General features: G+C 50.2%; 14 protein-coding genes. 3 read left to right on the top strand and 11 right to left on the bottom strand.

The annotated features are described in order from the left end of the window. Positions 1-8: 8 nt before the first annotated feature. A complete protein-coding gene (locus QQF73_RS08565) occupies positions 9-998 on the top strand; it encodes a glycosyltransferase family protein (protein WP_285367862.1) in 990 nt (329 codons plus the stop codon). A gap of 59 nt (positions 999-1057) precedes the next feature. On the opposite strand, the gene QQF73_RS08560 is transcribed toward QQF73_RS08565, so the two are convergent. Next, positions 1058-2404 (bottom strand): O-antigen ligase family protein, encoded by a 1347-nt coding sequence (locus QQF73_RS08560; RefSeq protein ID WP_219865871.1) that lies wholly within the window; start codon positions 2402-2404, stop codon positions 1058-1060. Continuing rightward, positions 2397-2933, bottom strand: a complete 537-nt coding sequence (locus QQF73_RS08555) for an arsenate reductase/protein-tyrosine-phosphatase family protein (protein ID WP_285367861.1) — start codon at positions 2931-2933, stop codon at positions 2397-2399. Before QQF73_RS08555 ends, QQF73_RS08560 begins: the two co-directional genes overlap by 8 nt. Before the next feature lie 241 nt (positions 2934-3174). Here QQF73_RS08555 and QQF73_RS08550 point away from each other — a divergent pair, with 241 nt between their 5' ends. Both QQF73_RS08550 and QQF73_RS08545 read left to right on the top strand, forming a co-directional pair. Further along, a complete protein-coding gene (locus QQF73_RS08550) occupies positions 3175-4350 on the top strand; it encodes a carboxylate--amine ligase (RefSeq protein WP_219865873.1) in 1176 nt (391 codons plus the stop codon). Positions 4351-4358: 8 nt separating this feature from the next. After that, complete coding sequence (locus QQF73_RS08545; protein WP_219865874.1) at positions 4359-5528, top strand: carboxylate--amine ligase; 1170 nt, start codon at positions 4359-4361, stop codon at positions 5526-5528. Here QQF73_RS08545 and QQF73_RS08540 read toward each other — a convergent pair. From QQF73_RS08540 to QQF73_RS08500, 9 genes are all read right to left on the bottom strand, one after another. Then, entirely contained in the window at positions 5508-6314 is an 807-nt protein-coding gene (locus QQF73_RS08540) for a polysaccharide deacetylase family protein (RefSeq protein WP_285367860.1), read from the bottom strand. The genes QQF73_RS08545 and QQF73_RS08540 overlap by 21 nt on opposite strands. A 228-nt stretch (positions 6315-6542) precedes the next feature. After that, the gene (locus tag QQF73_RS08535; protein ID WP_219865876.1) at positions 6543-7661 is read right to left on the bottom strand and encodes a glycosyltransferase family 4 protein; all 1119 of its coding nucleotides are present in this window, start codon (positions 7659-7661) and stop codon (positions 6543-6545) included. Next, positions 7661-8974: a FemAB family XrtA/PEP-CTERM system-associated protein gene (locus QQF73_RS08530; protein WP_219865877.1), complete on the bottom strand. Its 1314-nt coding sequence runs from the start codon at positions 8972-8974 to the stop codon at positions 7661-7663. The genes QQF73_RS08535 and QQF73_RS08530 overlap by 1 nt, the downstream gene beginning before the upstream one ends. Positions 8975-8996: 22 nt before the next feature. Further along, positions 8997-9866 carry an XrtA system polysaccharide deacetylase gene (locus QQF73_RS08525; protein WP_219865878.1) on the bottom strand — a complete coding sequence of 290 codons (870 nt, stop codon included), beginning with the start codon at positions 9864-9866 and terminating at the stop codon, positions 8997-8999. Positions 9867-9906: 40 nt separating this feature from the next. Then, complete coding sequence (locus QQF73_RS08520; protein WP_285367859.1) at positions 9907-11172, bottom strand: outer membrane beta-barrel protein; 1266 nt, start codon at positions 11170-11172, stop codon at positions 9907-9909. 13 nt (positions 11173-11185) lie between these two features. Further along, positions 11186-12085, bottom strand: coding sequence for a P-loop NTPase family protein (locus QQF73_RS08515; protein WP_228743209.1), 900 nt, complete (start codon positions 12083-12085; stop codon positions 11186-11188). After that, positions 12082-13611 carry an XrtA system polysaccharide chain length determinant gene (locus QQF73_RS08510; protein ID WP_219865880.1) on the bottom strand — a complete coding sequence of 510 codons (1530 nt, stop codon included), beginning with the start codon at positions 13609-13611 and terminating at the stop codon, positions 12082-12084. Before QQF73_RS08510 ends, QQF73_RS08515 begins: the two co-directional genes overlap by 4 nt. Before the next feature lie 51 nt (positions 13612-13662). Next, positions 13663-14304: an XrtA/PEP-CTERM system exopolysaccharide export protein gene (locus QQF73_RS08505; RefSeq protein WP_219865881.1), complete on the bottom strand. Its 642-nt coding sequence runs from the start codon at positions 14302-14304 to the stop codon at positions 13663-13665. Between the two features lie 60 nt (positions 14305-14364). Continuing rightward, complete coding sequence (locus QQF73_RS08500) at positions 14365-15777, bottom strand: TIGR03013 family XrtA/PEP-CTERM system glycosyltransferase (RefSeq protein ID WP_219865882.1); 1413 nt, start codon at positions 15775-15777, stop codon at positions 14365-14367. Positions 15778-16351: the final 574 nt, after the last annotated feature.

Here is a 16351-nt window from a genome sequence, read left to right as displayed (position 1 = left end):
GTATTCTTATGCCCCCCACAATCAGGGATGATGCAGTCTGGGTGACATGGGAGCGGCAAACCAGAAACCGCTCTGCGAGTGATTATTTTAATGTCCCGCTTTACGAAGTCATTGAAGAAGGCCCCGGTCGCGCTTCGCGTTATATTAGAAGCACTCTCCGAACCATCGCTATTGTAGGAAAACAAAAACCGCGCTACTTCTTTGCTCAGAACCCTTCTATTGTTCTGGCAGTCCTCGCGATAACTCTCAAACCGTGGCGAAAATTTAAAGTAATCATCGACGCCCACAACGCCGGAATTCACGGGCCGGAAAACGGTAGTCGGTTTCTGCCAAGAATAAACAGGTTTGTTATTCGAAAGGCTGACGCCGTCATCGTAACAAACCCGGAATTGGCCGAATTCATCACCTCGTGTGGCGGCACTCCGATCATCCTGCCGGACCCTCTTCCAAACCTTGAGAGGAAAATGGCACCGGTCGAATGCGGTGGAAAAAAGAAGATCAAAGCGTTTTGCATTACCTCCTGGAGCGAAGACGAACCTTACCGCGAAATTCTTGAAGCGGCTTCAGCTTTTACAGATGAGGTCGAGTTCTTTTTTTCCGGAAACCATAAGAAAATCCGATCCTTGCGTACTAACACCATTCCAAGCAACGTCCATCTTCTCGGCTTCATAGATGAAAATGCTTTCCATGATCATCTTTTTTCAGCGGACTTCTGCATTGATATGACAAAGCGGTCGGATTGCATGGTATGTGGAGCGTACGAGAGTATTTCCGCCGAGAAACCCGTGATTCTCTCGGACACGCCCGTGCAAAGGAGATACTTCTCGAAAGGCGCCGTTTTTAGCCAGAACACAGCGCAGGATATAAAGCATGCGATAGATCAAATGGTAAACGGTCTTGAGCCCATGCGTCAGGACGCAGTTGACCTGAAAAAAGAAATTCTCGAAAGGGAAACCAGCCAGAGGGCGATACTACTCTCCCAGATTCAGCAGCTTTAATTCCTAGATTAGGTTGATCAAACTGTAACCCATGAACAGTTATCAGGGCATTGCCGAATTTACACCCGACTCAGTTCCTTGCCTTCAGCTCCGCGCCCAAGTCGATGAATTTTTTTCTTGCGACGACTTGGGACCAAAACCTCCGAAAAAACAATATTGCAGGCACACACAAACAAAGCAAAATGAATCCAGAGAAAAGGATAATAAACAACGGAAACAAACTGACCCGCAACGACAAACCCAATAAGAGAAAGGTTTAGATAAGAAAAAATTGTCGTGAAGAAACTACTCTCTGCATTCTTTTTCAGAACTTTCCCGACTTTTCTAGTCTTAAATAATGCATAGGAGATCATAATCAAATAGAGTACCAATGCGGGATACCCCAAATCAGCTCCAACTTGAATGAAGATATTGTGAGGAAGTTCAGCGAAATCGTATAACATGTCTTCGTAATACGCCCGTTCATAAAATGGGACATAATTAAAATACCCCACACCTAGCCCAGGATGATTGTTCATCATATCAATGCCGTTTTCCCAATAAAGGAGTCTCTGAATCGAGGTTCGATCGTCCCCTGCCACCTGAAAACGATCTTTCTGCTCCTGGGGCAGAACGGCCCAAAGAATGGATAAAACCACTGCACAGGAAACCAAAACCTTTGGTTTAAACAGGGACCTGGAGTTAAGTACGATCAATTGAACAAGCAGGGCAAGCTGTGCGCCCCTGGAACTGGCGCCGAGAACGACCATCATTGCAGTAAATGGCATCAGTAACAGAATAAAATATTTAGCTTTACTGATATGTGGCTTCAGATACAGGGCAAATGCCCAGGCAAGAGGCCAGAAAACCAGCATTTGGATGGCAAGCTCACCTGAGTTCTGGAAAAAGCCAGGCGGCCCACTTAACCCCCAATCGGTGAACGCGAAGCCGCGCTTTGCCCAGGTTATTGAAAGCGAAAGTGATAGTTTAAACGTCGCCAAAAAGAAAATACATATAAATATAAAAAACCGCTTCTCGGTATTTACGATATTAATAATTAAAAAATAAATAATAAACCAGGTATAAAAATTCTCCAGTCGCTCAAAAGCAAATGATGGCCAATAGGCAAAGGCACTTGAAAGGACAATTATGACAAAGAACAATACCAGCCAAATATTTATTGGAGACGAAACCCATTTTACGCTCTTATCATTAAAGCACCCGATGAATGCTCCAAGAACAGCCAACTGTGTCCACGGAAGGAAGTTCAGGAAAGGGTAAATAGACTGCGGTCTTACGTACTCCAGAAACAGGTAGGCGCAGATCATCCAGAAAGCCAGTGTCTCGGTTCTGAAATACCGCCACATCGCCCCGATGTTGAGCTGATAAAACTCCTGGAGACTGACCTCCTTGCGCTTTTTAATCACAGATTCTCCTCACCGCTTCCATGATCTTGTGTTCACAGTTGGCAAAGAACTCTTTACTGCAATTAAACGGATCGTGAATATAAGGAGCAGGCCGCTTGCAATAACTTCCCGCTAGCGCCAGTGGATAGGCTTTACCGATCTTATTCTGAAAAGAGGCGATATGCGTCGGCTCCATCAGGACGATCAGGTCATTATCCTGAAACTCGAAATTCCGGACATTGACCGTCCTATGGTCGTCCAGTGTTAAACCGCGCCTGCGTGCGAATTCCCTAGCCCTCGGATCGGCAGGATGACCATCGGTGCAGTCAAGCCCGCAGGACTTGGCTTCACGGCCCAGGCTGCGAGCATACACTTCGGCCAGAGGGCTTCTGCATATGTTGCCACTGCAAACAAAGACGACCCGCTGATCGGCTGCAGGTATCAAAGCGGGGAAACGGCGATAGGCTCCTATCTGAAAGAGGAGCCAATACCCAAGAAATCGAACAAGCCCATTTCTTGATCCAAACCGTTCATACACCACCCGGTTCACCAGATAATCTCCTTATTTCTGAGTGAAAGTCCCCGAAAATCTATGGCTAGCCCTATCATGCCACAACTGAAGTAATCAACGGAGAAGTTCTTGAGGCTATCTTTCATATAGACGCCTGATCAGATTACGAGGAACATACGTATCTTCTACGACGGCCCACCTCGATAGTATTTGGAGCTGTTATTAATGATAATATAGTCCCGCTTCTCAAGGTTGGTACCAACAAAGGACGTTGCTATCCATGGAATCCAGAATCTTGGTGCTTGATGGGAACCAGCGGGCATCGCTGGCAGCGGTCAGATCTCTTGGTTCTAGAAATCTATGGGTGGCAGTCGCGGAAAGCACAGCGACTTCGATGGCTGGAATGTCCCGTTATTGCAAAGTAAGGGCGACCTATCCTGACCCTTATGAGTCACCACGCCTCTTTTTTGAGGCGATAGTAAAGCTAGTCAACGATCTGGACATTTCCTTCTTGCTGCCCATTACAGAAGCGACCACATATGTCCTTCTCCGATACCGCGACGAACTGCCTCAACATGTAACCTTTCCCTTTCCACGTAGCGACTCCGTTGAGAAGCTTGCCAACAAGAACGAGCTTTTCAAATATGCCACTATTAAGGGGGTGCCGGTTCCCGAAACCCTGTTTTGTGAAAATGCTGAAGAAGGACTGAGGAAGCTCGGCCAAATAGATCACTTCCCCATCGTGTTAAAGCCGTTCAAGTCAAAAATTCTTGAGGACGGCCATATTGTATCAACCCGCGTTCTCATTGCTGAATCGGCTGAACAGGCCCGTTCGTACCTGGCTTCCTACAATTTCTTTTCATATCCTTTCACAATTCAATCTTTCATCGCAGGGACGGGCCAAGGCGTGTTCGCGCTATATAATCATGGTAAGCCAGTGTGCTATTTCTCACACCGCAGGATCCGTGAAAAGCCCCCTGCGGGCGGCGTTAGTGTCTTGAGCGAGTCCGCACCATTAAATGATGCGTTAAGATTATCCGCCGAGCATCTCCTGGGAGGCGTCCAGTGGCATGGTGTTGCGATGGTAGAGTTCCGGGTTGACCATAACGGCACCGGCTATTTAATGGAGGTAAACCCCAGATTCTGGGGCTCCCTGCAATTGGCTATTGATTCAGGAATAGACTTCCCCTGGTGGCTGTATCTCGTCTGCACCGAGCAGCAGATGCCCGAAGTAAAGTGGCGACAACGGCGGGTACGCTGGATCCTTGGAGACCTTGATCGGCTTATCATCATCTTGAAGTCGCCGAATAAAAACTATTCCTTTGGGCAAAAGCTCATCGAAGTTTTACGTTTTTTCCAGCCAGGGCTACAAACCCGGCATGAAGTAAATCGCTGGAACGACCTCAGGCCTTTTTGGTTTGAACTCAGACAATACTTAAGAGCACTGAGGCGCTGACAGTGTCCATGCCGTCTCCCTACGTCATCATTCTCGCAAACGGCCTCAATGGTCTTGGAGCGATCCGTTCCGCGGCCCAGGCCGGCCTCAAGGCCTACACTTTGATCACGAAACGTTCAGACCTAAGCACTTACAGTCGTTTCAGCGAGGTGACTTTTCTGGTACCGCCTAATCCTTCTTTGGCAGATCTCAGGCCGATACTCGACCGGTTGTTCATCAGAGAGAACGGTCCGGGGGTTTTGTTGGCTTGCTCGGACAATTCCGCCGAATTACTGGGGGAGCTCAAAAATGAAGGGTATTCCAAGCATCATCTGATTGTCCCCTCCATGGAAACGACCCGTATCCTGAACGATAAAAAGCTCGAATGCCGGGCGATGGAGCAAGGCGGAATTGCTCTACCCAAAACCTACTACCAACTCTCTGTCAACGATCCTGAATCCTTTCCACTAATTATCAAGCCCCGTACGTTTCGCGATTATCAAATATTGGGGGCCAAGAATGTCATCCTCTACACCCAGACCGAACTCGATGAATTTCGACAACGTTTCAGGGGGCAGGTAGAGAGGTTCATCGGCCAGGAAGTCATTCAGGGTGCAGACGACAACCTATGGGTTTGTAATGTCACCTTTAACCTCCAGAAAGAAATGAGCGCCTGTTTTCTATTCCAGCGCCTAGGGACGATGCCGTCCCATTACGGTGTAACTTCTTTGGCCATTAGTCGAGAGAACATGGAGCTGCGTGAGGAGTGTGAAAAGATCGGAAAGGCCCTGAACTATTGTGGGCCAGCCATGATCGAGTTCAAAAAAGATCCCGTTTCCGGTCGATACTTATATATCGAGACTAATCCTCGCCTGGGCATGTGTAACTGGTTTGATACTCGATGCGGTATCAATAACATTCTTGCCTGCACTCGGGTGGCCTATGGCCAGGAAGTGGCGTTTGGTCCACAAACAAATAACGTGGTCTACTGGAACTTCTTTGGTGATTTGATTGCGAGGCTGGAAGATCGGGAAAACATTTTCTCCATTCTTTTTCTCTATCTAAGACTACTCTTTCGCCGAAGGATTGGCGCATTATTCTATTGGAGAGATCCAATCCCGGCCTGTAAATATTCTTGGGATGCTATTAAAAATATCTTTCGCAGAACCAACAAGAAATTACGCCGCAGGTTTAGCTAATCCCCGCAATTTCATCTTGAATGCCTCAAACCCGTTAACGATTTGGCGAAAATCATCCGAATCACAAGGCAATGAAAATCTAGGCAGTTCAAAACAATTCTGTCCAGCTCGAACGTAGCCAGGAACAGTGTTAAAAGCCATCTTGATGCCGTGTTTACCGAGATGCTCGACATCAACCTCGTCATAGTCAGACAGGCGCCCGGTAGGATAGGCAAAAATCTCCGGAGCATAACGTAGCTCGGCCGCTACTCTCTTGATTGAGACTTCAATTTCCGTTTGCCTTTGTTCGATTGGCAACGTTGAAAGAATTCGATGAGTGCAGGTATGTGGAAAAACCCCGTGTCCCAAATCGCGGAGAGTCCTGGCATTGTCCCAGGACATTGGTTTGTATTCAGGAGGGATCTCGTCCGGACATTCTACCTTCAGAACTGGATATAGCTCTGTTTCCAACCAGTCATAAAGTTCGCTCTGACTTTCCTTCTTTAACCTGCTGCGAAGACTATAAACAACATCGTTGATCTCGTTGTTCAGAAGGTCTAGCGGAAAAATGGCACCGGAGGGCATCTTTATCTGAACCTTTGAGGGCTGAGCGCGATGCAACGCGTACGCAACCTGATCGTCCCATGGCCAGAGTTTCAAATCTAGAAATCCGGTAATCAAAAAGAAGTTCAGGGTGAAACCAAACTCTCCAAATACCCGGGCGGCCACATCGTGATGATCAAAAAAACCGTCGTCGACAGTAAACATAACGGATTTCGAAGGAAGGTGCCGGCCGTCATCAAGCATGGCCCTGAGGTCCTCCATAGACAGAATCTGAAATCCTTTCCTGGCGAGGTAATCCAGATGGGAGCGGAGTATATCCGAATTCATGCATCCGGGCAGGCGTTCCTCTCCAGAGTCAGACACTCGGTGGAGCATAAACACCGGTACCCGCCCTGGACAAAGGGATCGAAACAGACCCGATTCGCCAACACAGTTGGCAAACTTCAGAACAACACTTTTTAGCATCTTGCCCTAGCCGATAAGTTGTTGGTAGAGCCCACGGTATTCTTGAAGCATAGTCTCCAGGCCAAACTTTTCGACCGCAACAGTGTGAGCCCTGGCCACTACCCTCTCCCTAATATCTGGTTTTCTGAGGTCCTTAATCGCCGCTACGATGGCGTCGGGGTTTCTGACCGGAATAAGAAGACCGGTTTCACGATCAACAATAATTTCCTCTGGCCCGCCGCTCTTCGTTGCAATAACAGGAACCCCGGCCATCATCGCCTCTACCGTTGAGATAGAGAACCCCTCGGAAACGGAGGGGAGAAGAAATATATCCGCTTGTCTCAGAATGTCTGCCACATCTTCCCGGAATCCAAGCCAGTGAAGCCTGGGCTTTTTTGTAGATTCGGATATCTGCTCGGTCAGTCTGTCGAAAAGTGTCTTCCTTTGATGTCCTACCACGACGAAGTGAATGTCTGGATCAGACTCTGACATTCGTAATGATGCCTCGACCAGATACTCATAGCCTTTTGCAGGGCGGATATTACCAACAGACACTACCAGGATAGATTCCGGCTTCAGACCGAGCGATTGTTTTAAGTTGGCGAGAGAGGCGTTAAGAAATTTCGAAGGATCGACACCGTTGTATATCAGCTTCACTTTTTCGGCTGGCAAGGCGCTTCGGGCGGAAAGCTCTTCTTTCAGCCGTTTTGATACACAGACGATCTTTGAAGCACCAAGACCGATCAAGAAGAACTTCGCTCGGAGGAACCGCTCACCATCCGCGACATCCACAGCCCCGTGAAAGGTCGCAATCATTGGCTTTCGGCAAATGAGAGCCAGCAACGCACCATAAACGTTGGAGCCAAGGAGATGCGCGTGAATCAGAGCAACGTTTTCATCACTTACCAAGCGTCTGAGAGCTTTGATGTAACCAAGGTTAAAACTGCCCTTCGAATCAATAAAGTGTGGAGCGATCCCGATGGAACGCACCTTGTCCGCGACCCATCCGTCACCGCGAAGAACCACCACATTTCGGAACTCTGTACGCCCCAGTTCCCTGAGTAAATTAATAAAGACAGTCTCTGCGCCACCGGGTCCGGTGGTATCAATCAGATGCAGAATGGTTTTCTCCGAGTGGTGGAGCATTATGGCAATACCCTGACAATGCGCGGCCCCAACAGATTTGCAGCCCAAACCGGCAGCTTTCGCCAGGCCGCTATTAACAGTCGGAATTTCGGGTTATCCGGGTTAAGTTCTGGAAGCCTCTCCCCTGTTGGCAGGACATAATCCCAGTGAAGAGCAATGGGCTGCCCCCCCCATTGCTCCTTGAATCTATAGGTTCCAGCGTTCTCGGTGCAGCGGCCAAAATCAAAAATCTTAAATTTATGCTCAATCGCAAACTCAAGGATCTTCCAATACATGATCATATTGATGCCGGTGTGGCTCTGCTTCCTGAGGGTGGATGCCCACGGTATCTCCATTCGTTCCCGATAGCCGGTCAAAAACGCACAGCCGGCTGCCCGCCCACCAATTCGGGCCACTACAAGCCAGGCCTGTCCGTCCAGACCTGCCAGTAGATTCCGGAAAAAAGCGCGGCTGTATACCGGCGTTCCAAGGTCACGCATATTGACCGAGAATACCTTGTAGAACTCATCCAGAAGCTCACTACCTCCAATACTCAGGCTGCTCAGGTCCCGATTACCTCGACGTATCTGTGCCCTGAGTTTTGGCTTGAAGCTGTTCCACAGGGCATCGCTTTGATCCGGCAAAGGTAACCAGAAAGTTACCTTGTCAGTTCTTTGGGGCAGACCGAGTTTGTTGTCCTGAAGGAATCGAAGTTCCAGGTGCTTGGCCCCCTCCTCCCTTCGCCATTGATCAGCGGCATAAATCAACTGATGGGCGATATCGGCATTATCCGCGAGCACACCGCCATAATTAAAGAACGGCATGGAAACCATGAAATTTCCGAACAGACGGCTATTGAGACGAACCACAGGGAGAATTCCCACCAATTTTCCGCACTCTGTCACCGCACACAGGTAACGAGCTTTATGGCCGTACGTCTGCTTGATGAAGGAAGAAATTAAGGGCCGATGCCATACCGCTGCGCCGGGATGTTGGCCAACATATTCGTCGGCCGCTATAAGCATGTCGCCGACACAGGGTTTGACCGAAACAGGCTTATCGAGGGGCTTCTCGGTAATCGCTGGAGGGGGTGCTATCGTCTCCGGCGCCCATTTCTTTTCGACCTCAGCGCCATTGACCTGCTTTTTGATTAGTTTCTGAAGCCTTTTGATCTCCTGGGACACGTCGCGAAATTCTGAGATCCAGTGATCCCCTGTACCTCCCGACCGTCGCGCCTCATTTACCAAACGGCCCAAGCGGCCCTTCTCGTTTTTCAATCGATCCAGGCGATGTTTTTGATCTTCCAGACCAACCAAGGAAATATCCCTTTCCATCAGACTATCCTTCGAAAGGCACTCAGACGGCGACAGCCTCTGAGGAAATCGTTACACGCGAAAGTACACTCGATACGGGGCCAAACCGAAAATCTCCAAGCAAACTTTCGAGCCTGCTCATACATTTATCGAGGTTGTTGTAATGACGGAAACGCGAGAAAGCTTTTACTTTCAGTCGCGGCTGATCAGGATCGATTTCCCAGGGGTGCAGATAAAAAATAAACGGTTGTCCCGCCTTATTAATTTGCCCTAATCCCCACCGACTAAACCAGTATGGGAAAAGCCGAAAATAGCCTCCACCAGCGATCGGCAACCGGTACCTTCCGATGGGACACGTTGAAAGGGGAAACTCCGTCAGCAAACCGCCGCCAGGTGCCCGAAGCTGGTATGGCTCGAACGGCGTGCCGGGCATTCCATACCGATCGTGGTGAACCGGAAATATAGAGGAATCCCAGGTAAAACCCTCGTCACAGAGAACGTCGAGCGCCCAGCGCGATTTCGATGTAATGGAATAACTCGCCGCCCGGTAGCCTGTGACCGGCTCGCCCGTAATATCCTCCAGAATCCTCTTGGATCGGCGAGTCTCTTCCCGAAACAGTTCCGGCGTCTGATCATAAATTAGCTGATGGCTGTAACCGTGGCTTGCAATCTCGTGACCGGCATCCCGGATCCGTCGAACCAGAGCGGGTGACCGCTCGGCCACCCAACCCAAAGTGAAAAATGTGGCTTTGATATTGTGGCTGTCGAAGAGTTCAAGCAGACGATCAGTGTTCGCTTCTACCCGATATTCCATGGACGACCAGTCATCCCGTTCCACGGCCTCCGACAACGCCGCAACCTGGAAATAGTCTTCGACATCGATCGTGAGTGCGTTCTGTATCGTCGTCTGCATAGAGTATTCTTCCCTGTCTGGCGTGCCCCTCATTCGGGCCTCAGCGGAACAGATATTCAACGCCAACCAGGACCCAGGCTTCATCGAATTCTCGACTCAGCACGTCACTGGTCCGCTTTTCATATCCAACTACGCTCACGAAACTGAGCTGTCTGTTCAATTGGAAATCGATCCCGGTGTTGACTCGAATAACATCATCCTCGGTATCGTCGGCACTGTATCGGAACAACTCATAACGCGCTCCTACAGTCCAGTTTAACTGGCCGGTTAGCGGGCGCCGAAAGGCTGCATCAATACCAGCACTATCCTCCTCAATCCTTATATCGAGATAGTCTGATCGGTTTGCGAACAACCCAATGTCAAAGGTAGAGGCACCAAGATCATTGTTTACCCCTAGACGCACAGCTGTCACCTCGACAGCGCTTGTCTGGTCCAGGTTGAAAATAAAATCATCAAATCGAGTATCGAAATCCGAGGTCTGATCGGTGAGCTCTCGACTTGCCTCAATTTCAAGTTCTGTTGTGACATTAATCTGTCGCACCAAAAGCAAGTTGCCCACGAAGCTGTCGTATTTCCGTGGACTGCTGTTCTGTAATGACGATTCGATTCGGCCATAGCCTACCGCGCCGCTCAGGCTGGTCGCTGCCCACGCCTTGTTGAAAGGGGCACTGACAGTGACACGATCGAATTCCTCTTCGGTATCAAGTTCAGACTGGTCTGCACTCGCACGCAGCCCGGCCGAGAAAGAAGGGCTGAAGAAATGATTCCAACCGACCGACCCACTATACCGTTCGCCATCCTTCTGCTCAGGTTCACGAAACTCTGTGTTCTCGTAGGATGCAGAAAGCAAGAGCTCATCCACTGCCCCTAACCTAAATGTAAGAATCGGGCCGGTTCGGAAAACATTTTTCTGGGTCCGGTTATTGGGTGTATTGTTTACCCGGCTGTCCCGCACAACGTCTCTAAGATAGTCCGAGGCCTCCCAAACCAGGTTACTTCCAAGGCGACAATCACCTTCAAAGTCAGCATTGGCGGTTGTTTCCGGTGAAAAGGTCTCATCAAGCCAGCGGCTATACCCAACCTGTGCGGCCAGCTCGGAATTGCAATTACCAGGATCGGAGGAATGCTGGACACCCACAAAAACTCTCGATTCAAGGTCCGACTCCTCATTAAAAGGAGCCTGCGTTGCGTTGTTGGTATACCGCGAATCCAGCCCTACCGAGAAGACCGCGGGAGCTGCAGCTATTGGGCCTGACGAACAAATCCAGATCCCCAAAAACAGTAATCCACTCCGACGTTTCAGCACTGACAATCCATGTCTAACCATTGATAACCGTTCCAACGAATTTTTGGGGATTAAAGGCGGTGGCTGCCTGCTCCACTTGATTCGGAGTAACCCGACCATGGGGGACAACCAACATGGAGTAATCGCACAATTCCGAGAGAATTCGGGCATCAGGCGATTCGGTGATCGGCGCGGTATCGAGCACAATAAATCGGTCTGGATAACGACGCCTGACCGCCTGGAGGAACTGTTTCATCCGGAAAGAGGTAAAAAACTCACTGGGCGTTTCCCGACGACTACCCGCAGGTATCAGTCTTAACCGGGGAATTCCTGTTGGATATAGAATTCGGGCTATATCGTAATCAGGATCCTCGAGAAAGTCCGTCAGCCCGGTTTCCGGCATGATATCGAGCGTAGAGTGAAGGGATGGCTCACGAAGATTGCAGTCGATGACCACCGCCGTTTTGGATTGATCGAATGCAAATGCCGCTGCCAGATTGAGGGCGACAAATGAAGCGCCCGCTCCCCGATTGGTCGCACTCACAACGATTGTAAAATTGTTACCTCCCGAAGCTTCAAGCAATTTGGTCCGAAGATCCCGAAATCGGTTCACCATGGCACGGTTACCAGATTCGGGATAAATAATCCGGCGTTCATCCATATCATCCGCTGTGAGCCGACGAGGCTCTTGCATGCGGACAATCTGCTTGCTGATGACGTACCTGTCTACAGCTCCGGGCCCAAGTTCAAGGGAGCTGGGAACCAGCATTCGGGAATCATCCCACTCCGAGTATGGGACACCCTCTTTATTCAGTTCATCCCTGCTTCTTAACCAGTAACCATCTTCCGGATGGTTTCCGTTGTCATCTCCAACAACTGGCTGGTCTTCTTCCGAATCCTTGAGGGAACCGGTGTTGCTTTTTCGGTCATTCATCCGATAACTCCCATCAAAGCGGCTCCAGCGATACTCAAATACACAACCACGGCCACGATTGCGATCATCCCAACCAACATGGTGATCCTATGGTCCCGCCGTTGCTCATAAGGTGTCCTTATTTGTGGCAGCAGCACCAATACCGGCAATTCAATGGTTTCCTCAAGCTGCTCCCTTGCCCGGACTCTGGGATCAATTTGCAGCAAACCTGCGACTAAACCGAAAGGCGCAGCCAGCCCCAAAAAGAGACCAGCAGCAGCGAATAGTGGAAATCCGGGGCCCGATGCCGCGAGCGGAAACTGAGCCTTCTCGTTGATTCGATAGTTCAAGCCCTGCCCTTCAACGTCGAGATGCATCGACACCCTTGCCCGCTCACGTCTTTTCAGAAGATCGTCATAGATCTCTTTGTTGACCTCCATGTCCCTAGTAAGCTCCATGTACTGAGCCTTGTTTTCCTGGATGCGTTCCATCCGCTGCGCCTGTTCTGCCAGCAGCCGTCTAAAGCTATTGATTCTCGAATTCATGGTCTGGATGTCCGCTCGAGTGGAGGTCAACTCTGTCTGGATATCCTGATAGACCGGGTTCGATAGGGACTCCTCTCCCAAGGGCTGTGGCTCGTCACCCTGTTGGGCGAGTTGGCGAGCTTTCTGGCGGCGCAACTCCTGCAGTTGCTCCCTTAGGATTACAATATCCGGATAGGTATCGTGATACCGAAGACGGAGGTTATCCAACTGCTCTTCGAGGGAACTGATTCGAGTTTGGTAGGCATCCGGTGTCCTGCCCTGACGAATGGTCGGATTAACTCGACTGAGCTCCAATTCGAGCGACCGTTCCCGGGCCTCGAGTTCCGATTTTTCCATCTGGGCAAGCTCAAGCTGACTTCTCAGATTATCCAGACGATTATTGGCATCGCCCTCGGTGCCATCGACATTTTCGGCAAGAAACTCCTGAAGTCGCTCCTCAGCCTGGGCGAGCTGTCGTTCGTAACTCCGCACTTGGTTATTGATGAACTCATACGCATTCCGACTTTCAGTACGCTTTCGTTCATTCGTCTCCTCGATAAAGAGCTGCCCCATGCGCTGAGCCACCAGAAAAGCTCGCATTGGAGACTCGGCTTGATACGCAATGGCAAAATAACTGTCTCCGCGCGGGACGACCGATAAATTCTGCTTCAAGGCGAAGATCCGGCTCTCAAGCCTTTCACGCCCGACGTCCGCCGCACCTTCTCCAAAAATCTCGTCATCTTTGGCGATTTTTTCGATCACGCTCCGGCTCCAGAGTAATTCCTGAGCCGCAGACGCCCTATCGTTGATTTCCGTGGCAACCGCACTGCCCTCCATCAACGGACGGATGATGTTCTGATCGTCAATAAATATCACCGTCTCGGATTGGTATTTGTAAGGCCAAAGAAATCCGGCGGCCAGAACACCGAAGCTCACAATCACAAAGATCAGCAGAGCCAGCCACTTCCGGGAGCGAACTTCCTTAACGATTTCGACTGGTAATTCAGACAGAGGTAATGCCATGGCGCATAACTCACTATTGGATTAACACAGGTCCGTTTAAAATCCGGAGGCTCAGAAATTCCGCTCCGGAATACTAAGAATATCTCCCGGTCGAATCGCGTAATTCGTTGCTACATCACCGTTATTCAGAATGTCTTCCAGACGCACAGGAATGGCGACAACTTCACCGTCAACCCTGCGATACAACATGGATTTATTCAGGGCCGCAAAGGGAGTAGTACCGCCAGCACCAAGGACAACATCAAGCACGGTCATTCCGGCTCGGTGAGGCACGGATACAGGTTGTTCAACGGCACCGGTCACCCTCACCCGATCGGTATACTCGTGGCTACCCATCGATGTAACCACAATGCTGACCTGGGGTTGGCGAATATAGCGTGCCAGGCTACTTTCGATGTCATCGGCCAGTGCCTGCGGTGTGCGCCCGCTTGCCTGCACATCGCCCACGAGAGGAACCGAGATCTTGCCGTCTGGACGAACTGGCACTTCGATGCTGAGGTCTTCATTACGCCAGACCGAAACCTTCACGGTGTCCGTGGCCCCGAGCACATATTCCTCAACACTGGTCGCAGTATTGACGCTCAACGCCCGCTGGATTTTATCTCGAGATGAGGCAGACTGACCGGCACATCCTGAAATCAGGGTGACCACTAAAAACAGGGCAAGCCCTGGAAGGGAGTACATCCGTGACATTGTAAATCCTCTCTACAATTCCTTGCTTTTCCATATCTCGGGAACAGCATAACCCCGAAACTACCTTGATCCTTTTTTGAACAATACCACTTCGACTGTCTGAATTATAATCAATAAATCTAGCAGCAGGCTTTGATTCTTGATGTAGTAAAGGTCATAGCGAAGTTTTTCCCGAGTATCTTCCTCATTATCAGCATAGGCGAAACAAAGCTGGGCCCATCCGGTCACCCCTGGCTTCACGCGATGCCTTTCGCTGTAAAAGGGTATTTTTTCAGAGAGTTGCTGAACAAATACCGGCCGCTCAGGGCGGGGGCCGACAAAGGCCATAGTGCCATTCAGTACATTGAAGATTTGAGGCAGCTCGTCAATTCGGACCTTGCGGATGAACTCGCCGACATGTGTAACACGAGAATCATTCTTACTCGCCCACACTGCTCCATTCTTCTCCGCGTCCGTAATCATCGACCGGAATTTATACACTTTGAAAACCTGCCCATTAAGCCCCACCCTTTCCTGGCTGTAGAAAACAGGGGACTTCAATCCGTCTTCGATTTTGATGGCAATTGCCGTGAGGACCATCAGCGGTAGGCCTGCAATCAGCAGCACTGTCGCCGCGAGAATGTCCAGGGATCGTTTGCCAACGCCGAAAACCGACGAGACAGTAAACCCGTCCGAAAACACGAGCCATCCGTGGGAAATCATTTCCAGCGCGACTTTTCGGGATTCCCGTTCGTAGAAGGTCGCACCGTCGACAATTTTTACACCCTCCATCTTGCACTCGAGTAAATCTTCCATCGGGAGTCCTTTCCTGCGATCGTCAACGGCTACAACGATCTCACTAACAGGGTATTTGTGAATGTATTGTTGCAGAGTGGTGCCCGGATAAATCAGGTGTTCCTCCGGAACCTCTCTTTTTTCTCCGGGGAGGGGCACAAAACCACTCAGCCTGAAGCCTTTGCGATTAAAGGGGGTCTTCAGGTCTTCAAGAAGCTGATTTGCACGAAATCCCGAGCCCAGGACCAGAACTTTGCGTTTAAAAGCATCCTTGCCCGCCACGGCAAAAAACACGGAGCGAACAATACCCAGTAGAAAAAAACCGAAAACAGAGGCCGTGGTCAGTACTCCGCTGGAGCCCAGGTACCATAGCCACTCGCTGGCCAGCAGATAAGTAAAACCGGCAACAGGCACGCCAACGATCAATGCCAGGATTGTTCTCAGCATCATTCCCGACATGCCCTCTTCCAGTCGGGCCTGATGGACGCCTATCGAGATCATTACCAGCAGGTTGGCAGCAGCAAAAACTACGGCGGAAGGGAGAACAAAAACGAGGTTTTCAAGGAAAAACCCAGCATCGCCAAAGTAACGAAAAAATGCGGCCAGCGAGAAGCTGCAGACCAACACCGAGAAATCAATCAGGCCGAGGATTACGAAGGGAAGGTGTATGTAATGCCGGAACAGCCTGACGTGGGCCACGTCAACTCCTTTTGATGTTCAACCGAGCCTGATCCCTGCATCCACTGCGGCGGGAACTCAATACACTAGAGTTTACTGTAAATTTTTGTAACTTCAATGATTGATGCGAATTTGCGAAGCGGAATCGACGAGCTCCGGTCAGCGTCTGCGCCCCACCCGGCTTAGTAGCAAAAGTGCGAGGATGCCCAGCCCCAAAAGCGCCAAAGACCCGGGTTCTTTGAGTGGCCACACAACTTTGACACCCAGTTCGTCATCGCCCGTCATGGGGGTGGCCCGGGTACTGTAATTCGGTCCGATCAGGGAGGATGTGAGTTCTTCGCTACCCTGGATTTTTCCCTCCCACCCAGAAGGATCGGGAAACTCGAGATCCCGTTTTTGCTCAGAAAGTACCGACGGGGCTTCGTTGGCGGAACTATGGTGCGTGGCTAGTACGATACCGTGGTCCATAACGGGCGAAGCCGAGACACTGACAAAAACACCCGAAAGAATCACAGACAGAGCACCTACCAATCTACCAACACTGGTGATCCTCATAAGCCCTCCAATACAGCACTGGCAAATAACACCTGCATAG

The organism is Marinobacter albus (assembly GCF_030238305.1).
Lineage (GTDB): Bacteria > Pseudomonadota > Gammaproteobacteria > Pseudomonadales > Oleiphilaceae > Marinobacter > Marinobacter albus.
This window is presented reverse-complemented; position numbering and strand designations above follow the sequence as displayed.